A 19570-nucleotide genomic window follows, 5' to 3' on the forward strand; every position below is an offset into this window, starting at 1 on the left:
AATAGGCCTTTAAAGCCAGTCACCTCTAAAAAACAGGTTAGAATTTCAGCTTCGGAAGGGTGGATGAGTGGCTTAAGTCGCACGCCTGGAAAGCGTGTGTGGGTTAATCCCCACCGCGGGTTCGAATCCCGCCTCTTCCGCCAAGAAATGAAGCCCCGTCTAGCAATAGACGGGGCTTTTATTTTTATCCCCCTTCCTGCCTGCCATCAATTAGCTGATTGTTCCGTACTGGATCGAACTCAACCGGCCATCTGTTGAGACACCGGCAGCATCTCCATTGCATTTTTTCAATCTCATACCACTAGCTTGGCCGAACTATCAGGCCTGCCACCAGCCATACAAAGCCTGAGCTTCACCGCTCAGGCTTTTTTGTATCCAGACTTCTGCTGGGAGTTGTTGCACAAATCACCGTATCGCAAGGCGTACTTCAGTCGCACTGACGAGCGAAGTACGCTGCCGCTTTTTTTCAGGATGTCACGCTCCTCGGTGACCCGCTTGAACTCAGCCTTCAAGCGACACATCTCTTCACTTTGGCCGGCTTGCTCTAAGCGTTGTGCCGCAGGAATTTGCTGCAGGCGAATTCACTTGTACAGGCCTTGTTCCAAGATTTGTTTAACGGCCTCAATTGAATGCTTCTGGGTAGCGCTGTGCGTTCATATGGACTCCTATTTAAACGAAATATGTCCCATCTCCCCCAAGTCAGGACAAAATAATGGGGGAGCTAAATACTCATTAACCAATTTTAAATTTATCATAGCTATTATTTCCAAAAACTTACAGGATTGGCTCGAACAACAAAACCATTTGACGAAACCCCAATTGCGATATTTTGCTCAACGCCATTATTATATGCCCATGGGAAATTCAGTTGAATTAATAACCATCAGTCATGTTTGATGAGGCCGTAGATCAATATTTTGTTTAATTTTATATCTTAAATATAAATTATTATTAATGGGAGCTACCACTCGTAAATACCTTATACCTCCAAAATATTGCCCGAGTCGTCTTGAAACTCATAAAAACCATTAAATATATCACTCGGCCACTGATCATCTATTAATGAACATGCTTCTAGCTGACGAATTCTTCCGTCATCACCTAGCCAAACAATGAAACTAACAAGACCTTCGGCTGGCTCACGACGCTTAGCATTAATCGCAGGTGGATATCCACTCACAGGTAGATCACCCTCTCCACGAGGAATTTCGACTGGAATTGCAACATCACTGCAGTGGAATTTTGTCGTAAAACCACCAGCATGTGACTGGCGATCAGTCACAGTTAGGTATGGAATCTGATTTCGCATCCCAACGATCCAAGGGGTATCACCTCTTAAAGCAAGTTTCATAACTTTAATTTCAAATGGGTCAAGCATATTTTATTTCCTAGGTAATGGATACTTGGAATTCATAGTATTTCCAGAGAACGAACCAATTCGAAATGATCCATTAACGGTCATTCCACGGACCCATACAGGGTTTCCGCCCACATCGATCCATGCCGTAACAACCCCTGGCTGCCCCGCCATTTTTTGTGCCGCAGTGTGAACAGCAGAAAATGCAGCCTCGTTACTTCCATATTTTGTAACTAGTGGCCCTAGATTATGAGAGAAATCATCAAATATATGAATCATCTTGGACGAAGAATTCCCATATTCTGACAATATTTTAGCGGTATTTACTATATTATCTGTGGCTGTACGCTCTATCAATTTTCCATACAATGCAACCACACCCTTAAAGGCACTACTTATGACTTTATTACCCAGCAGTAACTCTTCTACCGCCGTGTAAGGATTGACGCTGTCACGCATCGCATAGAACTGATTAAGTTCCTGGATACTGGCTTTCTCATCTGCCGTGCAGTAGCGCGGCTGCAAACAAGCCGAGTTCAACTCGGCAAGCACGGATTTGAGTGATTCTTTGTCAAATACACTCTGGCATTGGTCGTTGACCAAGCACATACCGGCTTCCTTGCGCTGCTGTTCATCAAGCTGAGCGTATTCTTGAATAATTTTCTTCTTATCATCCTCAGTCTCTGCACTAGCTAACTTTCTCTCTTTTTCCCTAGCTTGATTGTGAGTGAGGTAGTTATTCGTCACCTCATTGCCAGCAGCAGCCGCACCACTAACGCCACCCGTCACCGCTCCCGCTGCTGTGCTAGCCGCCGCCGTCAGCACATCTGCCAATGCCCCCGTAATACCCGCTTCCAGCCTAGGCCACCTCCTCGCGAATCAAGCGCTGCACTTCAGCGTTGAGATCACCCCAATAATAAAATTATCAGGTCCCAGGCCAACTATTCCAATCAGCCAAATACTTTCTTGACTTCTCTTGGAGCTCTGCATCAATTCTTTTTGCAAGAATAGTATCTTTCGAAGCCTGTCCACTTAAGGCTTCTAGTAAGCCAGTTGCGACAGCGGTACTAAGATTGGCATCTAAAGAATTCAGTCCTTTTTCTATTAAATCAAAAATATAAGCTAGCTCTTTATTTGAAAATTTATCAAAATCTTTAACAATAGATCTTCCTATTTCTGCGAATAGAACGGTTGTCGGAATATCAGCCCCCCAATATTTAACAGCTTCTACTTCTGCTTGACAAATGAGGTCAATACTGGTCAGATTTTTTAAAAAATTATTTGCTTCTCCCATCATTTTCCTTGTAAGGCATTCTGAAGATCGCGTAAAACATTTTTTGCTGCAGAACGATCGCTAAATGATGCACTTGGGTTTGCATCTAACCATTTTTGAAGTGCCATCGAATAATCTTCAGCTTTCTGTGTGCACTGACCTTAAGGGCTGCGATGTACTGCTTCTAGCTCGTGATTCGGTAGCGAGGCTTGCTGGCAGGAATCATGCCACTAGCCTACGGTTTGCGGCACAGCGATTTATGCAACAACGCCTTTTCGAAAACAGAAGAATTAATTAATTTATATAAATGACAGATAAATTTTAAATCTCTTAATATAGAAATCTAAACCCAATCTGCAAAGTCTTCTTTTCCTTCGAAAAATTGCCTCACAACTTGCTGCACTTGATCTTCATCTACACACATTGACTTAGGATACTCACCATATTGCCCACCTGCACATAGCTCAATTAACTCTGCTTCAAGACCATGAGAATTTTTAAGCGTCAAGTTATTTCGCCCATCGTTCAAAACAACTATATACCAAGATGGACCTCCTCCGATCATAAGATTGCTACCATCTAATCTATCAATATTTAAAAGTGTGCGCTCTTTTCCATTCAGTTTTTTTAACCACGCAAAAGCAACATCAACGCTTGCGTCTAAAATTTCCTCATTTTCTCCATGAACACCAATACGGCTATCTATAATTAATTTCATAATTTATCTAGGGGTTATTATCAACGGCCCATCGGGACCAATAATTTTCAATTCTTTCAATCCTAATTGTTCTACCATTGACCTGATGCCACCATTTACTCCGCAGGCAACACATGGCATTCTATCTACATAAAGTATCAAATTTTCACCTGAAACATCAAGTCCTCGTTGCTTGATTTGATTTAGTGCATCAATTTCAGCATGCGTAGCCGAAATTGCGTTTACCCCAGAAACTGGTTGACCATGGGCATTGATACCATAAATTTTCTTACCATTAACTTCGATTACCGCCAAGTGCTTTTATCCGCAACAGAACCAGCTGGCGGAAGTCCGAGGGTTTTTCGAAAATCAGCTAGATCACCGGCAAGGTCAGTACCCTTTTTTACCTCATTAGTTACACGCAAATCCTTCAACAAAGCAGAAGCCTCTCCCACTTTCTTCAACACCCCCCCGCCACTGGCACTACCCCAATAGCAGCCCAGAAGCGACTAGCCTCCTCCCCTGTCATGCTACTTTGGCCTGTAATCAGTTGCAGCGCAGACTCTCCCGTGCCATAGAACGGAGCCAACTCCAACATCAGTTGCGCCAGTTCCTGGGCTTGACGCTGTGTCATGGAGCTTATCTGTCCAATGGCTGCCAGATTAGCCGCTCGCTCCACCTGAGCTACTTGCTGGTCGATGCTCAGAAAGTCCGCCTGAGTGCAGTTAGCGCCACATTCGTTGAGCAGCCGGGCATTTTCCTGACTGACGGTTTGACGGACCTGCCGGAACGGGCTGTGACTGATGTAGTTGTTGCCTGCCTGATTCAGGCCCTCTGCGGCACCTGATGCGCCGCCAACAGCGCCTAGAGCCGCTCCAATCGACGCATTCAACGCATCTCGCACGCTATCTGGCAAGTTAAGCGCTGCTATGCGCTCTCCGATTTCCGGCAATGCAGTGGCGCTTAGAGCAGCCCCTACCGCTCCCTGCACTCCTCCGGTCAATGCACCGATTCCTGCGTGAAGCGCAGTTCGGTATTCACCTCCTTCGTCCCATTTACGAGCCTCGGCTTCGTTTTCTGCCCTGCGTGCGGCAATGGCTTGCTGATCTGCGTAAGTGCCAGCCGCCTTGCTGGCCTGCTGCCCAAACGTCGCCATGATCTGTGCATTGGCCGCTTGCTCTTGCAGCAGCTTTTGACCGTCCCAGTTTTTCTGGAGTCCATTGCTGCCGTCGCCGGTTAGCACATTGCTTTGAATAATGGCTGCGGCTTCACTGGCGCTTTGGCCGGTTTTTTGCTGCTGACCGGCTTCGTCGGTGATGGTCACAGCGCCTGCGCTGATGCCGCTGTGCGTGGTGCTGCGCTCATTGCCGCTGTCGCTACTGATGCCTGCAGCTGCGCTGTTCACTCCTGATTTATTTGGGTTGTGCCAAGACCAGTTGGCTCCGTTGTTACCCGTGTTGCCTCCTGAGCTTTCTGGCTTGCCTGCCGGCTTGCTGCCCGCCACGCTGATGCCGCCCGAAAGGTTGATACCACTGGCTTTGTAGTCGCTGTGGTTTTCAATATCGCTGTGGGTGAGCGTTCCGGTGGTCAGGCTGTTGCGGTTGTTGTCAATCGCTGTTTGGTTGCTGGCAATCACTGCACCCTTCAGGTCAGTATTGCCCTTGACGTTGACCTGGAAGCCGCCGTCCCCGGCCTGTATGCCGGTTTGCTCGTTGACGCTGGCAAAGTCACCCTTGACCTTGCTTTTGCTATAGCTGACGCTGCCGGAGAAACCGGCACCGACAGTGACGGAGCCGCCGATGTTTTGCTGCTTGCCGTCGAAGGTGCTGGTATCTTGCAGGCTCTGCAGATTCAGGTTGCCTCCCACATCGGCCACCACCTGCTTGCCGCTGACCACGGCCCCCTGGAGCGTGGTGTCACCACCGGACTGAATCGTCACGGTGTTGCCTGCCCTTAGGGCCATAGGTGATAGCTACACCCACTGCTGCACTGCTGAGCGCTGGCCGTATTCTGAACAGCCTGCAATGACAAAAGGCGGAAGCAAGTCAGTTATGACTTTTTGTTTTTCTCATTCAAATTGAAAAGAGAAGCATTGATTTCATCTCCCGTAATGACCTCATCCGTCTCTTCATATCCATCGGGCTTGATGTAGTCATACTCTATTTTGAATTTACCATCTGGGAAAAGCGTAAACGTCAATCCCCAAATGCGTTGACCTGTAGTGTGCAACAAATTATCGCGCAGGAAGATCGCAGCGCCTCCGCTATCTATTGAACTATCTCCCCATCCAACGGCCTTTGTATTCTTAACTCCAGCAGAAATTAAATACCAATTACTTCTAGCCATTTTTGAATAAATTTTTGATTCAAAAACACCTATATCCCATGATCGATCACTCACAAAATCAATTATTGATTTAGCTATTTCTTGATATGCATCTTCTACGATGTTCATTACATGCTCTTTCACTGTTTAAACTTGAATTGAAATTTATCGCCATCAATTATTGCATCGACTATAAAACCATCAGACCTTACACCGTCCGAAACCGGATACCCTACCTCAATTCTCATACTCACATTCTTCCCCGCCTGCAACTCACCACGTAAATAGTTTTCCATTGCTCTCCAGTCCCCTCGATTGAGAGTGGATGCCTGCGGAACGATATTCAACCGATCACCTACTCCGCCCAAGCTCGAAGCTATCAAGTGACCTCCGTCATCACCAATACATCCGCTCTTACCTGCAGATACCTGTTGATAGTCATTCCGATACGTCGTAGTCATCAATAAACTTCAACCCTGATTTAACTTCTCCAACACTCGATGTGCTAACCCATCCATTTGGAACCCATGGACTATCAATAGTCAATTCAAATCCAGAAATTTTTGCTAACTTTGCAAACATTGTTGCATATGTACAAATAACATCTCTAGTTAATCCTGAATCTTTTTCGTATCTAAGCCTTCTATTTTTAACTGTGCATTTTTCAAGAATAATATTCTGCATGCTTGCTTTATCTCCTCTTGATAAAGCAAGATAGAATTCATAGTCAATAATATATGCCCTATCTTTTTTTAATTCTTTGGCACATGATAATAGTTTTTCTGATCGCTCACCTAACTCATTCCATTTTGAATTTATCGCGAGCCAGATTTGATAACGATAAAATAACCAATTCCCCACTAAATCCTTGCCCCCCCCACTATTTACATTCGTAAACATAGAATCATTTTTACACCACCAGTCAATATATTTTTTATTCTCGCTAACTAGTGGCCAAATAAGATTTTTTGACAAATACTCTTTTGATGGATCATCGGCTTGTATCATTATGGATATTTTAGAAGCTATAGATACATTTTTTTTAAAATCATAATAATCTTTTTCTTCGAAAAAACTTATAATTGCTTTGCACTTGAAAAAACGTTCAATTGCTGTAAGGCAGTTGACTCTAGAACCCTCGTTATTTTCAAGCAATTCAATTGCTCTTTCAATTGTTGATGGATCACCCCATCCTTTTACATGTGTCAAACCTTGGTTTAGACTTTCTTGGTAATCAGAAATAAACATTTTATACATTCACTTTTACAATTTTCAATTCATTTGAAAATTTGTCTATATATGGCGTTGTTGCATAAATCGCAGTGCTAGCGGTTGTACGCTTGCAGCATGAGCCCGTCCTGTAAGCCCCGCTACCGCACCACCAACTGGAAACATTACAACACTGCCCTCAAGGCTCGGGGCTCCCTGTCAATTTGGGTGGATAAGCGCCTGACTTGGTTTGCCGTTGCCAGCGGCAAACGCGGGCGGAGCCCGAAGTTCTCGGATGCAGCGATTCAATTCTGTTTGACCCTCAAGAACCTGTTTGGCCTAGCGCTCAGGCAAACCACAGGCTTGGTGGAGTCGGTGCTTCAGTTGTGCGGCCTTGCTTGGTCTGTTCCAGACTTCAGCACCCTGTGCAGACGCCAGCGAGATTTGGATGTTCAGATTCCGTACACACGCAGCAAAGCAGGCTTGCACCTGCTGGTGGACTCAACTGGCATCAAGTTCCTGGGTGAAGGTGAGTGGAAGTGTAAAAAACACGGTGCTGAATACCGCCGTCAGTGGCGCAAGCTGCACATAGGTATTGATGCGGATACCTTGCTAATTCGGGCTCTCAGCGTAACAAGCAATAACGTCAGTGATGCTTCGGTAGTGCCTGATTTGCTTGCGCAGTTGCCAGCAGATGAAGCGCTCAAGAGTCTTACTGGCGATGGTGCCTACGACACACAGCCCATCTACGAAGCGGTGACTATGCATGGTGCTATTCCAATCATTCCTCCCCGCAAGAATGCTCGAATTCGCAAGGGTGCTGTGTTTGGGCATCGCAATGCAGCTATTGCAGTGTGCAAACGGCTGGGCCGCAGTGTTTGGAAGCACTGGATTGGCTACCACCGGCGAAGCTTGGTGGAAACCAAGATGAACTGTATCAAACGACTGGGCGAACGCGTGATGTCTCGCACCTTTAAGCGACAAGTCAACGAGCTGCATATCCGAGCAGCCATATTGAACCGATTTACTGAACTGAGCCGCCCTCAGACGGCAGCCGTGGCATAGCCACGGCCGGGGTTTGGGGTAACTCTCCTCAAATTGGATTTATGCAACAGCGCCCTAGTACAACTGAAAGATTAGATTTAATTAATATAGCTTGAAGCAACAGTGCCATTTTTAATGTGAAATCAACCTATGCTTTATAATCTTCGTACTCCCATGAGAAAAATCTACAGAGTATTTTCAATGATTGCTCCCAATTTGAACGCTCAGAGCTAATAATTATTTCCTCAATTGCAGATTTGATCAAATCATAATCAAAATTATCAACAATTATCATGTGCCTAGGAATATAAAACCTCTTAGCCGATATTTGATGCTCAACCCACGAAACCGTGCATATGCCAACCTGAAAAATATGGCCACCATCAATATTCTCCAATCCAATTGTCAGATTTAGCCAAACACAGAAGTTTCCTGACACCTCTGGCATATAAGTTTCAAGGTTTTCTGCTCCAAAATCTATTCCTTTAAGATTCAATTTACTCATTTAATTATCATATGTCCGTTCGAAATTAATGAACCAGTGATCGGATCTCTTATCTGGAAATTAGCGGCGTTGTTGCATAAATCGCAGTGCTAGCGGTTGTACGCTTGCAGCATGGGCCAGTCCATCAAGCCCCGCTACCGCACCACCAACTGGAAACATTACAACACTGCCCTCAAGGCTCGGAGCTCCCTGTCAATTTGGGTGGATAAGCGCCTGACTTGGTTTGCCGCTGCCAGCGGCAAACGCGGGCGGAGCCCGAATTTCTCGGATGCAGCGATTCAATTCTGTTTGACCCTCAAGAACCTATTTGGCCTAGCGCTCAGGCAAACCACAGGCTTGGTGGAGTCGGTGCTTCAGTTGTGCGGCCTTGCTTGGTCTGTTCCAGACTTCAGCACCCTGTGCAGACGCCAACGAGATTTGGATGTTCAGATTCCGTACACACGCAGCAAAGCAGGCTTGCACCTGCTGGTGGGCTCAACTGGCCTGACGGACTGGTCACCGGCAATACCCGAGATGCCAGCGGTAGTGGTGCTGCTTGCGCTGCCGCTGTCCCGACCCACCCCTGCCCCCACGCCAGATACACCAAGCTTGCCGTTGTCGTTACCCACGCTGGCGCTCACGCCTACGGCTTTGCCTTCGTACTTGGCGCTGTTTTGCAGGTCGCTGGTGGTAAGTGCGCCTTCGGTGCTAAAACGTCTTGCCCTGCTCTACCGCCGCCTGGGTGCTGGCGATGACACCGCACTTGAGGTCATATCGCCCTGGCCGTTGACCTGGAAGCCGCCGTCCCCTGCCTGGATGCCGCTTTGCTCGGTGACGCTTTGCCTGCAACGAGATCCTGAGAACACCCCACAAGCGTGGCGTACCATCTGGAGGAAGTGGAACGGCTACCACCGCCACAGCCTGGTAGAGACCAAGATGGGCTGCTTCAAGCGACAGGGTGAGTGGATGATGGTCCGTGACTTCGGTCGGCAGATCACGGAGCTACAGACCCTTGCCTCCATACTCAATAGATTTACCAGCCTGGGAATGCCACTGCGCGCGTGGCATAACTGCGCCTAGAGTAAGGGGAGGCCCATCCTCATACCTAGTTATGCAAAAACGCCGATGAGAACGCTAATTTTAATAATAAAACTTTTTATTAAATACAAAATTCAAAATCACCCAATCCATAATCATGATAGAGACTACTTAATTCATTAATAAATTTCTCATTCACATTACTATCGATTGCACTCCAGTCAAGCAATCCATATTTACCCAGTATTTCCATAAGTTTATTTGTACCTTCAAAATTCACTGCATTCCATAACAAAAGAGAATTCTCAGAATTATTATCAAATGGTGTAACAAGGAACCTTTCAGCTATACTTAGACTGCTTTCATCCCCAGCAGCAATCTCTCCATATGTTACTTTTTTGATTAATTCTGATTGCAAATTTCTATAAATAAAATCAGCAACAAAATAACGCCCCTTCCATCTTGCAGGAGGGGAAAGTTCTTCATAGTTTTTTTCGTCTAAAATATCAAACCCATTGATACTATCCAATGATGCACAGATTAATATTTTTTGATATAAAACTGAGGAGAATTTAATATTTATCATTTTTTTGGAAATTTAAACTTTGCTTGTTCGTTTCTATTTATAGCAAGAATTTCAGAATTATTGACTTCGAGTGTCGCTGTACTATATTTTCATCATATCTCTTGCCAAGAAATATGATCTTCCTCTAAGTTATTTTTTGATGCATCCAATATGATGTCTATCAATTCTGACGGCCCTGCAATTGCAGTTCCTCCATCGCCATCATATGTTGACAACACCAAAAATCTCAGTGGCCATGAAAAATAAACATCATCTCTCCAGTCTGAGATCCTCTTCGATGCGATATCTGGTAGGTCATCACCAAACATCCACGCCCCTTGTTGAACCTGATTTATCTCCCAAAAACTAGCACGACTGAATTTCATCACAATAGTGGGTTCGCTTTTTCCATTTTTCAACCTTTGCAACGAGGTTGCATAGATTGGGGAAATACCTTCTTTTCGCCACCATTTAACCAACGCTTCAAGTTCAGAATAAATTTGCCCAGCACTATTATTACTTACAATTACCCGCCAATTAATAGCTTTGATATTGTCAATATTAAACTCTGTACTCCCTTTTACCAAGTTCTCTATCTCCTCGATTAGATTCAGTGGGAATTTTTCCAAAGTAAAGCACTTTCTAATAGAATCAATTGAAATCTCTATGTTTTTCTTATTTTGACTAGATAAATTCATGATTATTTTTCCCCAAATCTAATTTCTTGAACTCTGCGCGTACCGCCAGGTCGATTTGTATCCTGAATTTCAATAGTTGGACGCCCATCTTTGCTTGGCCTAACTATCACCATAGTTCCATCTGGCAAAGTTCCACGACGCCCCCAGCCCCCGTAATCAGAGTTAATAGAAATAACATCCCGTAATGGCATGCTATTAAAAACTTTTTCCGCATTCTCTTGTGTTCCACTAGGATAATGCGAAATATAATTTTTCCCTTTTATATCATCTAGGACCGGGGCACCTCCCATTACACCAGATAGACTTGAATCTATAGCCTCTTTATCTCTTGGGGGTACAGCAAGCGTAATAATAGGCAGAGGGTCTGCAGGACTGCCCGGAAGAATATTATCCCCAGGCTTCTGAGGATCCAGTGGTTTGCCACCCACAACCCCGCTCTCTTTCGGCCCCTCCGCAGGATATTCCGTCGATGAACCTCCTGGCGTGGGATTTGCAGGTTTGTCATTGCCCGTGTGGCTCGGCCCCGGCTTCGGTCCGTACTTTGCCAAACAGGCAGTTATGTTGACTTGACCGAAGGGCAATTTACCCCGCAGACCCTGCCAGGACGGGCCGGGCTCGATGCCTGGACTGGACTGCAATCGACGCTCTGCGCGTAGCGCCTGAAGTTGAATGTTGGGCAGAGAACCTACGTCACACCCTTGCCACCAAAGCGTTTCAATAAATTCTCACAAGCCTCTGGAGCAAATGATGCAGCCCACAACTCGGTTTTTTCATACTCAGGCTTAAGTTTGGCAAGTGCGTCAGGGCTCCAAAGATGACGTTGCGCCTCATAAGGCAAGTGATCGGTTTCTGAATAGATTGCAACGAACGCATTGAAATCCGGATCAGACTCCGACACTCCGCCAATTTGGCTACGCAATTCAAAGACAGTTTTGGCCCCCTCAAAGAAAGTGCATTGATTATTGAGCATCGCCTGCACAATTTGCACAAGTTGATTGCGTGCAGTTACCTTTACCTCCTGCGGATTCACGGACACACTCATGGCTTACCCCCTGGGAACGTTACAGGCTGAATAGTTTTTGGCTCCACTACTTGACCGGTAATCGCATTGCGATATGCATGCACTCCAAATATTGAACCATCAGCAGCCGTGTAACAAGTGGGCCGTATTTGGACAATCTCTAGTCACGATTTTAAATGGAGCCAATCCTTACCTAACTCAATATAATTTTTAATAGTCATCAAATCACTAATTTTTCCATGATCATTATCAATCAATACCTCTCCCTGACAATTAAAATTTTTGATAAATTCGTTAGAGAAATTTTCTATTCCATCTCGACCTTCAATTAAATAAAAAGAAGGATTTTTAATTACTTTTTTGATTTCATAAAGCTCGTCTTTTTCATAGTCATATTGAGCATCTCCAATCGGCTGGAATGCAATCCATCCATCCTGCATCCCATTTATGCTTTCAACGATTAACCTGCCGCCATCTTCTTCTTTAGGAGAGCCGAATGAAGAAAAAGCCAAATTAACGTTGGATGAAATATCTACGATATTTGATATTATTATAAAAGTAAACATGCTATAAACCTTTAGATTTTATATAAGAAATTAGATCATCTAAATTTACAAAAACTTTTGTACCTGAATTTCTTATTCCTTTTATTACTGAGGACTTCAATTCAGGGCCATAAACAATTACTTCCCCAGAATCACCAATTATTTTAGTTTGATTAATAACTTGCGTAGTTGCACCTTTCCCTCCGCCGGACTTGACCTCAATTACATCTCCATTTTTCAGCATGATGTCTGCGTCTGACGACAAGCCCACTGTCGAATTTTTTATGGGCACATTGACATCCTGAACAACACCCGGTAAGGCTTTATCAATCGTCGTAGCAGTGCTCCCAACGATCGGATCTGCAGAGGTAAAAGCTCGCGGAATGCCATTATTTGCATTTTCACTAAAAACTGGCCCTATCCCAGGCAACGGCTCTGCAGGACTTCCAGGCAAGACACTATCCCCAGGCTTCTGAGGATCCAGTGGTTTGCCACCCACAACCCCGCTCTCTTTCGGCCCCTCCGCAGGATATTCCGTCGATGAACCTCCTGGCGTGGGATTTGCAGGCTTGTCATTGCCCGTGTGGCTCGGCCCCGGCTTCGGTCCGTAGCCACCACCGTAGCCGGGTATCTGATCCGCCAGACTCGGTTGTTTCGCCTCAAACTCCTGGGTTAACTGTGCCGCCAACCACGCCGCCGCTGCCGCCGGCAGTAGATTCATGCACACGCTACTGCTCGCACACGTGCGCAATAGCGCTTGGCCGGCTTGGTCCAGCAACATCAGTCCTCCCGCCCCAAAGCGCTGCCCCTGTTGAACAGTAGCATTAACGGCAGTAATAACAGCTAGGTTGTTCTGCGCAGCCTCATTGAGCGCACCGGCTCCTGCTGCCTTACCACCAGCGGCGTTGCCGGCCCCCAGAGCTAGCAAGCCCGTCAGCGCAGCCGCTGTGCTTGGCTCGACCCCTTGCCCAACCAGATAGCCTGCGACATGCGGTGCAGCAACACTAGTGAGCCCTGCACCTGCCGCACCTGCCACCCCACCAGCTAATCCGCCAAGTAGTGCATGACCACCAGCGCGGCATGCGCCATCCGGACCCCAGCAACGCGCCTCTTCTTCGTTCTTGGCGTTGGCAAATCGGCCATTGGCATATTCACCCCATGACTTGGCCGCCAGCTTGCCAAACTCCGCCGTGATCGCCACTTGCACATCGATGTAGCGCTGCACCTTGTCCTGATCAAAGATCCGCTCGATACCCGTAGCATCGCCCGTGCGCACGCTCTGGTCGCCGGCGATGCCCGAGATACCCGCCGTGGTGGTGCCTTGGGCACTGCCGCTGTCCTGGCCTACGCCGGCTCCCACGCCCTTGACGCCGAACTTGCCCGCGTCGTTGCCTCCCCACGGCCTGGCCGTCATAGTGTGCGCTGTTGTGCAGGTCTTCCAGTTGCAAGCTACCGTCAGTCTTGAATTGATTACGCCGCCGACTACAGCTGCTTATTAACTAGCCTTTCATTTTTCTTCAGGCCACTCAAGGCCTTCTTTGAAACATTTATACCAATATTCTCTGGAATAAGAATCATCTCTTTCAAAGCAAAAAACAAGATCCTCAAGCTTATCATTCAATTTAAATTCATACTTATACTTTGCAGTCGCTAATTTATTTTGAATATCAAAAATCTCATTAAAAAGTGTCTGAGACTCATCATATGATTTACTTTTGATTTCTTTAATAATTGCAGAACACCTATTTTCATAAAAACTCATACAGTGCCGAATAGCAATATTAACATTTCTATAGCTCTCTAAATTTTCCAGTAAATTTTCCCAAATATCCATTACTTAGACCTTATTGGTTGAATGTGTCCAATCTGCCCTGTCGATGGGTTGTAAATCATTTCCAAACCCGCTCCCTCATAACGAAAGTATCCTTCTGCACCACGTGGGTCAGGAGTAATTTTAGGGTTGCTAGCCAAAACCTCTTTGGCTTGCACGAAAGGAGCAGGCCTACCTTGCTGCCATAAGCGTTCATAGTAGCTTTTACTAAACTTTAGTCCATCAACCGAGTAGAACTGACCATCAAATTCAATCGGCTTGCCTCCTTTTGGGCTATTTGCGTCATCACTAAAGACTGGCCCAATTCCCGGCAAAGGATCTGCAGGCTTTCCGGGGAGGATACTGCCCTCAGGCGTCTGGGGGTCAAGTGGTTTGCCACCCACAACCCCGCTCTCTTTCGGCCCCTCCGCAGGATATTCCGTCGATGAACCTCCTGGCGTGGGATTTGCAGGCTTGTCATTGCCCGTGTGGCTCGGCCCCGGCTTCGGTCCGTAGCCACCACCGTAGCCGGGTATCTGATCCGCCAGACTCGGTTGCTTCGCCTCAAACTCCTGGGTCAACTGTGCAGCCAACCACGCCGCCGCTGCCGCAGGCAGTAGATTCATGCACACGCTACTGCTCGCACACGTGCGCAATAGCGCTTGGCCGGCTTGGTCCAGCAACATCAGTCCTCCCGCCCCAAAGCGCTGCCCCTGTTGAACAGTAGCATTAACGGCAGTAATAACAGCTAGGGTGTTCTGCGCAGCCTCATTGAGCGCACCGGCTCCTGCTGCCGTACCACCAGCGGCGTTGCCGGCCCCAAGAGCTAGCAAGCCCGTCAGCGCAGCCGCTGTGCTTGGCTCGACCCCTTGCCCAACCAGATAACCTGCGACATGCGGTGCAGCAACACTAGTGAGCCCTGCACCTGCCGCACCTGCCACCCCACCAGCTAATCCGCCAAGTAGTGCATGACCACCAGCGCGGCATACGCCATCCGGGCCCCAGCAACGCACCTCTTCTTCATTTTCGGCATTGACAAATCGGTTGTTGGCATATTCACCCCATGACTTGGCCGCCAGCTTGCCAAACTCCGCCGTGATCGCCACCTGAGCATCGATCTCTTTTTGTACTTTCTCCTTGTCAAATATGCGCTGTATGCCGGTCTCGGCATCGGTGCTTCTGACGGCTGTGTCGCCCGCCATGCCTGAGATGCCAGCGGTAGTGGTGCTGCTTGCGCTGCCGCTGTCCTGCCCCCCCCCTGCCCCCATGCCAGATACGCCAAACTTGCCGCTATCTTTGCCCATGCTGGCGTTCACGCCTATGGCTTTGCCTTCGTACTTAGCGCTGTTTTGCAGGTCACTGGTGGTCAGCTCGCCTTCGGTGCTGAAGTGGTTCTTGCCTTGCTCTACCGCCACCTGGTTGCTGGCGATGACAGCACCCTTCAGGCTGGTGTCACCCTTCACCTGCACATTAAAGCCGCCGTCGCCGGCCTTGATGCCGCTTTGCTCCACCACACTGAGGTAGTCGCTGTTGACCTTGCTTTTGCTATAGCTGACGCTGCCAGAGAAACCGGCACCGACAGTGACGGAGCCGCCGATGTTTTGCTGCTTGCCGCTGAAGGTGCTGGTATCTTGCAGGCTCTGCAGGTTCAGGTTGCCGCCCACATCGGCCACCACCTGCTTGCCGCTGACCACGGCCCCCTTGAGCGTGGTGTCACCACCAGACTGAATCGTCACGGTGTTGCCTGCATTCACATGGGTGTTGCTGTAGGCCACATCGTCGCTATTGGCATGACCCTTGCCTTGGCTTGCGCTGGCTGTGATGCCGAATGATGCACCTCCTTGGCCCACCGTTACGGCTACACCGACGGCGGCACTCGAGCTGCTGTTGGTGCTGCGGTCGCTACTGGTGTCTTGGGATGCAAGCAAATTGACCTGGTTGTCAGCAATCAGCGTGACGTCTTTGCCTGCCGTGATGTCGCTGCCCTGCACGAGGATGTTGCTGTCTTTGCCGGCTCCGGTGGCGATGAGTTTGACGTTGCTACCGGCTTGAAGGTTGCTGCCACGGCTGGTGCTGCCCAAAAGGTTGACGCCACTGGCATAGGAGTTGCGGTTGCGGTTCTGAGATTACCGCGCACCTTAAAAAATCATGCTCTATTATAAAAATAGGTATCAAACAAGAAACTATCTTCTGAGTTTTCAACTAGATATTCGAAGATTTCTCCAATAATCATAGCCTTTGCGCAAATCCCCCCCATTCTTTGCACCATCAATCAACCCGAAAGCAACTGAATGAGCAACCCGTACAGGATTAATTAACACAAAACCACGCCCATTTAATACAGGCTGACCATAATCAGCATTTTTTTTACTGACTAAGAATTGCTCCCATTTAAGTGGCGAGTTATTTTTTAGCGCAACATCTCCGTAGTACATGCCTACATAGAGAGCCAATGACTTCGTTTCATCCGTCAAATCCCAAGTGGGAAATTCAATTTTTGAATCTGGATCGAATTTATTTCTAATTTTCTCAATTTCCTCTGGAGTATAATCCCGCTTTCTGACTTTCTTAGCAAACCATTCGCCAAGCCCATCTAGTGAATCCGCTGAATCGTTTGCCTCCCACTTTTCAAAACCAGGAGTATCTCCAATCAACTGCATCAATTCCTCAATGCAGTAAGGCTTAATTTCCATAAACCACTGAAAAAATTCGTTGAGCTTCTTCTTATCCATCGCCAGGAAGATATCCGAATTGGGCGAATAATTAGTTCCCGGACGGATGGTGTAATTATTTGTATTATGCATATTTAATGAATTATCACTTTAATGCCTGCATCCGTTAATGCTTTAAGCAAAGGTACGGATGGTCCCCCTTGCCCTGTTACCGGGCTGGTGTAGAAATTCCAAGTACCCCCATTAACGGCATTGCTCAGCAATAGCTCCGTATCTTTCGCCACCTGCATTCTCGTTTCTGGATCGAGTGATGTGTAGCCTACCTTTGATTCATTCGCAATACCGTTTGGAGTGAGTTGATCGACAACACGCACCCCTTGACTGGTTTGGAATGGTGCTTGTGACTGACCGCCTAGGGATTTGAGTGCATTTTCTCCAATCTGCCCTGTCACACCGATGTTTGATGACGGATTCGGCGACACAACTCTTGCCGCTCCGCTTGGTGTCATCTTGTAATAGTTACCTGTACCATCAATGAATACCGGATTACCTCCACCGTCAAAAGCACCAGTTGGTGAGTATGTCCCACCTCTTGGTCCTGTGATCGTACCATCTGCATTAGTGAGGTAACCCTTAGGCACGATGACGTTTGCGGCCTTCTCGGCGCCCCCCATTTCCACCTTCGAGCCACCACTCTTATCACCACTTGAGATCTTCACTCCGCCCCGCTGTGACTCTAAGGAACCAGGCAAAGGCCCTGCCCCCGCATTGTCCAGCACCTTGATTCCAAGCTTGCCCCCTACGGTGGTAGCAACTCCGCCAATCAGCAAAGCATTGACCAGCGTCTCTCCTCGTACCTTCAGATCTTCGCTGTTAAGACCGCTGACGATGTTTTCAGGCAGATCTGCTATACCCTTGACAATTAATAGAGCCGTGCCTTCCAAGCCTCTGTTCGCAAGGGAAGTTACCAGTTGGTCGACAGCCTGCACCGTCCCTAGTACTGCTCCTGCTGGCGTGACATTGCTCAGTCCTGTTGCCAAACCCACAAGGTATTGGGTGTTGGCCTGACATGCGGCTGTGCTGCATTGACGCTCTGACAGTTGATTGCGAATGGCAACTTGCGCAATGCTTTCTAACTTTAAGATCTTCTCTACGTCGTTAGCGCTAACGCCTCTATCGAGTAAATTGGCAATTTCTGTATAGCCTTGGCGGTATTCAGCAATCAGCGCATCGCAGTTGGATTTGCAGTTGAGCAGTTCGAGATCGTTTTTCGCACTGATGCGATAAGCCTCTGCAATGGCATCGTCTTTGCACTCTTGACTGGTGCATGCCTTGAGTTTTTTCTCCAGAGCTTGAACATCGGCATGCTTGAGATAGTTATTCGTCACCTCATTGCCAGCAGCAGCCGCACCACTAACGCCACCCGTCACCGCTCCCGCTGCTGTGCTAGCCGCCGCCGTCAGTACATCTGCCAATGCCCCCGTGATACCCGCTTCACTCAACGCCTGCGCCACCGCTGGTGCCGTTAGAGTTCCGGCTACCGCACCAGCAGCTCCGCTGACGCCACCCGTCAGTCCACCGACCACTGTGTGTGCTGCCAGGCGCAGGCTACCGTTGTCGCCCCATAGCGCGTTAATGGCATCCGCCTCTGCGTCTTTGCCCTGACTTCGCAGCTGCTCCGCAATCTTCATCTGTGCTTCGGCATAGTCCCCCACGGCCTTGCTGGCCTGCTGCCCAAACGTTGCCATGATCTGTGCATTGGCCGCTTGCTCTTGCAGCAGCTTTTGACCGTCCCAGTTTTTCTGGAGTCCATTGCTGCCGTCGCCGGTTAGCACATTGCTTTGAATACTGGCTGCGGCTTCACTGGCGCTTTGGCCGGTTTTTTGCTGCTGACCGGCTTCGTCGGTGATGGTCACAGCGCCTGCGCTGATGCCGCTGTGCGTGGTGCTGCGCTCATTGCCGCTGTCGCTACTGATGCCTGCAGCTGCGCTGTTCACTCCTGATTTATTTGGGTTGTGCCAAGACCAGTTGGCTCCGTTGTTACCCGTGTTGCCTCCTGAGCTTTCTGGCTTGCCTGCCGGCTTGCTGCCCGCCACGCTGATGCCGCCCGAAAGGTTGATACCACTGGCTTTGTAGTCGCTGTGGTTTTCAATATCGCTGTGGGTGAGCGTTCCGGTGGTCAGGCTGTTGCGGTTGTTGTCAATCGCTGTTTGGTTGCTGGCAATCACTGCACCCTTCAGGTCAGTATTGCCCTTGACGTTGTATGGAAGATATTCAATCAGATATCTCCCTTCAAGCTCCTTTTGTATTTTTTTTGCAAGCAGCATTCCTACATTTTTATGTTGAATTTCGTCCTCCAAAGAAGAGAAACCAGAATCTTGAGGATAATCATCATTGAATGTTTCTCGATATTCTTTACCCCATAAAAACAGCTCTTTCTTTAAACTACGAGAAAGAGGAAAATTATCAATATATCCCATCCCCCCAAGTCAGAACAAAATAATGGGGGAGCTAAATACTCATTAACCAATTTTAAATTTATCATAGCTCTTATTTCCAAAAACTTACAGGATTTACTCGAACAACAAAACCATTTGACGAAACCCCAATTGCGATATTTTGCTCAACGCCATTATTGATAATACGATAGACACTAGCAGTTGCTAGCTACGGCTAGGGTCTCGAGTGAATTTCACCAAAGTTGATTTATGCAACATCGCCGAGCAAATGGTTTATTAATGAAAATTTAGTTTTTATATAATTTTTTATTTCATACACAAATTGTGTATGCACCAACAGAACCTATTACACCCCTAGAATTGTGAATGTATA

At 47.6% G+C, this 19570-nt stretch carries 21 protein-coding genes, 1 tRNA gene and 3 pseudogenes; 4 read left to right on the top strand and 21 right to left on the bottom strand.

Translation table 11 applies throughout. The features are described from left to right. Positions 1–53: 53 nt before the first annotated feature. A tRNA-Ser gene (locus IB213_RS13425) sits at positions 54–143 on the top strand. A 276-nt stretch (positions 144–419) separates the two neighbouring features. Here IB213_RS13425 and IB213_RS18140 read toward each other — a convergent pair. From IB213_RS18140 to IB213_RS13470, 10 genes and pseudogenes are all read right to left on the bottom strand, one after another. Beyond that, positions 420–657: pseudogene (locus IB213_RS18140) on the bottom strand (IS3 family transposase); the annotation flags it as partial. 322 nt (positions 658–979) lie between these two features. Continuing rightward, a complete protein-coding gene (locus IB213_RS13430; RefSeq protein ID WP_191721475.1) occupies positions 980–1378 on the bottom strand; it encodes a hypothetical protein in 399 nt (132 codons plus the stop codon). Between the two features lie 3 nt (positions 1379–1381). Continuing rightward, complete coding sequence (locus IB213_RS13435) at positions 1382–2191, bottom strand: hypothetical protein (RefSeq protein ID WP_192407061.1); 810 nt, start codon at positions 2189–2191, stop codon at positions 1382–1384. A gap of 91 nt (positions 2192–2282) precedes the next feature. Then, the gene (locus tag IB213_RS13440; protein ID WP_192407067.1) at positions 2283–2651 is read right to left on the bottom strand and encodes a hypothetical protein; all 369 of its coding nucleotides are present in this window, start codon (positions 2649–2651) and stop codon (positions 2283–2285) included. A gap of 322 nt (positions 2652–2973) precedes the next feature. After that, on the bottom strand, positions 2974–3348 hold the full coding sequence (locus tag IB213_RS13445) for an Imm1 family immunity protein (RefSeq protein WP_192407068.1): 375 nt from the start codon (positions 3346–3348) through the stop codon (positions 2974–2976). A 3-nt stretch (positions 3349–3351) separates the two neighbouring features. Further along, positions 3352–3642 carry a deaminase gene (locus IB213_RS18145; protein WP_225561103.1) on the bottom strand — a complete coding sequence of 97 codons (291 nt, stop codon included), beginning with the start codon at positions 3640–3642 and terminating at the stop codon, positions 3352–3354. Between the two features lie 145 nt (positions 3643–3787). Then, positions 3788–5266, bottom strand: a complete 1479-nt coding sequence (locus IB213_RS13455; protein WP_192407069.1) for a hemagglutinin repeat-containing protein — start codon at positions 5264–5266, stop codon at positions 3788–3790. 110 nt (positions 5267–5376) lie between these two features. After that, complete coding sequence (locus IB213_RS13460; protein WP_192407070.1) at positions 5377–5781, bottom strand: hypothetical protein; 405 nt, start codon at positions 5779–5781, stop codon at positions 5377–5379. A gap of 11 nt (positions 5782–5792) precedes the next feature. Further along, positions 5793–6113: a DNA/RNA non-specific endonuclease gene (locus IB213_RS13465; protein WP_192407071.1), complete on the bottom strand. Its 321-nt coding sequence runs from the start codon at positions 6111–6113 to the stop codon at positions 5793–5795. Next, positions 6091–6900, bottom strand: coding sequence for an Imm49 family immunity protein (locus tag IB213_RS13470; RefSeq protein WP_192407072.1), 810 nt, complete (start codon positions 6898–6900; stop codon positions 6091–6093). Before IB213_RS13470 ends, IB213_RS13465 begins: the two co-directional genes overlap by 23 nt. A 99-nt stretch (positions 6901–6999) precedes the next feature. Here IB213_RS13470 and IB213_RS13475 point away from each other — a divergent pair, with 99 nt between their 5' ends. Next, a complete protein-coding gene (locus tag IB213_RS13475) occupies positions 7000–7926 on the top strand; it encodes an IS5 family transposase (protein ID WP_192407074.1) in 927 nt (308 codons plus the stop codon). 127 nt (positions 7927–8053) lie between these two features. Here the strand turns inward: IB213_RS13475 and IB213_RS13480 are convergent, their stop codons facing one another. Beyond that, the gene (locus IB213_RS13480; protein WP_192407076.1) at positions 8054–8410 is read right to left on the bottom strand and encodes an Imm8 family immunity protein; all 357 of its coding nucleotides are present in this window, start codon (positions 8408–8410) and stop codon (positions 8054–8056) included. A 111-nt stretch (positions 8411–8521) separates the two neighbouring features. On the opposite strand from IB213_RS13480, the pseudogene IB213_RS13485 reads away from it, so the two are divergent. Then, positions 8522–8896, top strand: a pseudogene (locus IB213_RS13485) (transposase); the annotation flags it as partial. Between the two features lie 372 nt (positions 8897–9268). Further along, positions 9269–9469 (top strand): annotated as a pseudogene (locus IB213_RS13490) (hypothetical protein); the annotation flags it as partial. A gap of 79 nt (positions 9470–9548) precedes the next feature. On the opposite strand, the gene IB213_RS13495 reads toward IB213_RS13490, so the two are convergent. From IB213_RS13495 to IB213_RS13540, 10 genes are all read right to left on the bottom strand, one after another. Then, complete coding sequence (locus tag IB213_RS13495) at positions 9549–10013, bottom strand: hypothetical protein (protein ID WP_192407078.1); 465 nt, start codon at positions 10011–10013, stop codon at positions 9549–9551. A gap of 92 nt (positions 10014–10105) precedes the next feature. Further along, positions 10106–10690, bottom strand: coding sequence for a hypothetical protein (locus tag IB213_RS13500; protein WP_192407080.1), 585 nt, complete (start codon positions 10688–10690; stop codon positions 10106–10108). Between the two features lie 2 nt (positions 10691–10692). Then, entirely contained in the window at positions 10693–11118 is a 426-nt protein-coding gene (locus IB213_RS13505) for a hypothetical protein (protein WP_192407082.1), read from the bottom strand. A 257-nt stretch (positions 11119–11375) separates the two neighbouring features. Continuing rightward, positions 11376–11732 carry a DUF2489 domain-containing protein gene (locus IB213_RS13510; RefSeq protein WP_192407084.1) on the bottom strand — a complete coding sequence of 119 codons (357 nt, stop codon included), beginning with the start codon at positions 11730–11732 and terminating at the stop codon, positions 11376–11378. Between the two features lie 143 nt (positions 11733–11875). Continuing rightward, positions 11876–12277: a hypothetical protein gene (locus tag IB213_RS13515; RefSeq protein WP_192407086.1), complete on the bottom strand. Its 402-nt coding sequence runs from the start codon at positions 12275–12277 to the stop codon at positions 11876–11878. A 1-nt stretch (position 12278) separates the two neighbouring features. After that, entirely contained in the window at positions 12279–13670 is a 1392-nt protein-coding gene (locus tag IB213_RS13520) for a hypothetical protein (protein ID WP_192407087.1), read from the bottom strand. 93 nt (positions 13671–13763) lie between these two features. Further along, the gene (locus tag IB213_RS13525) at positions 13764–14090 is read right to left on the bottom strand and encodes a hypothetical protein (protein WP_192407089.1); all 327 of its coding nucleotides are present in this window, start codon (positions 14088–14090) and stop codon (positions 13764–13766) included. Continuing rightward, positions 14090–16147 (bottom strand): hemagglutinin repeat-containing protein, encoded by a 2058-nt coding sequence (locus IB213_RS13530; protein ID WP_192407091.1) that lies wholly within the window; start codon positions 16145–16147, stop codon positions 14090–14092. The genes IB213_RS13525 and IB213_RS13530 overlap by 1 nt, the downstream gene beginning before the upstream one ends. 117 nt (positions 16148–16264) lie before the next feature. Beyond that, on the bottom strand, positions 16265–16870 hold the full coding sequence (locus IB213_RS13535) for a hypothetical protein (RefSeq protein ID WP_192407093.1): 606 nt from the start codon (positions 16868–16870) through the stop codon (positions 16265–16267). Positions 16871–16872: 2 nt separating this feature from the next. After that, complete coding sequence (locus IB213_RS13540; protein WP_192407095.1) at positions 16873–19218, bottom strand: hypothetical protein; 2346 nt, start codon at positions 19216–19218, stop codon at positions 16873–16875. Positions 19219–19570 lie beyond the last annotated feature (352 nt).

The organism is Comamonas sp. CMM02 (genome assembly GCF_014851485.1).
GTDB lineage: Bacteria > Pseudomonadota > Gammaproteobacteria > Burkholderiales > Burkholderiaceae_C > Comamonas > Comamonas avium.

Coding starts and splice junctions, on each gene's coding strand:
- IB213_RS13500 (WP_192407080.1), bottom strand. CDS start 10,690: ATGAATTTATCTAGTCAAAATAAGAAAAACATAGAGATTTCAATTGAT.
- IB213_RS13465 (WP_192407071.1), bottom strand. CDS start 6,113: ATGACTACGACGTATCGGAATGACTATCAACAGGTATCTGCAGGTAAG.
- IB213_RS13540 (WP_192407095.1), bottom strand. CDS start 19,218: ATGGGATATATTGATAATTTTCCTCTTTCTCGTAGTTTAAAGAAAGAG.
- IB213_RS13470 (WP_192407072.1), bottom strand. CDS start 6,900: ATGTTTATTTCTGATTACCAAGAAAGTCTAAACCAAGGTTTGACACAT.
- IB213_RS13480 (WP_192407076.1), bottom strand. CDS start 8,410: ATGAGTAAATTGAATCTTAAAGGAATAGATTTTGGAGCAGAAAACCTT.
- IB213_RS13525 (WP_192407089.1), bottom strand. CDS start 14,090: ATGGATATTTGGGAAAATTTACTGGAAAATTTAGAGAGCTATAGAAAT.
- IB213_RS13510 (WP_192407084.1), bottom strand. CDS start 11,732: ATGAGTGTGTCCGTGAATCCGCAGGAGGTAAAGGTAACTGCACGCAAT.
- IB213_RS13520 (WP_192407087.1), bottom strand. CDS start 13,670: ATGACGGCCAGGCCGTGGGGAGGCAACGACGCGGGCAAGTTCGGCGTC.
- IB213_RS13460 (WP_192407070.1), bottom strand. CDS start 5,781: ATGAACATCGTAGAAGATGCATATCAAGAAATAGCTAAATCAATAATT.
- IB213_RS13515 (WP_192407086.1), bottom strand. CDS start 12,277: ATGTTTACTTTTATAATAATATCAAATATCGTAGATATTTCATCCAAC.
- IB213_RS13430 (WP_191721475.1), bottom strand. CDS start 1,378: ATGCTTGACCCATTTGAAATTAAAGTTATGAAACTTGCTTTAAGAGGT.
- IB213_RS13440 (WP_192407067.1), bottom strand. CDS start 2,651: ATGGGAGAAGCAAATAATTTTTTAAAAAATCTGACCAGTATTGACCTC.
- IB213_RS13475 (WP_192407074.1), top strand. CDS start 7,000: ATGAGCCCGTCCTGTAAGCCCCGCTACCGCACCACCAACTGGAAACAT.
- IB213_RS13535 (WP_192407093.1), bottom strand. CDS start 16,870: ATGCATAATACAAATAATTACACCATCCGTCCGGGAACTAATTATTCG.
- IB213_RS13445 (WP_192407068.1), bottom strand. CDS start 3,348: ATGAAATTAATTATAGATAGCCGTATTGGTGTTCATGGAGAAAATGAG.
- IB213_RS13495 (WP_192407078.1), bottom strand. CDS start 10,013: ATGATAAATATTAAATTCTCCTCAGTTTTATATCAAAAAATATTAATC.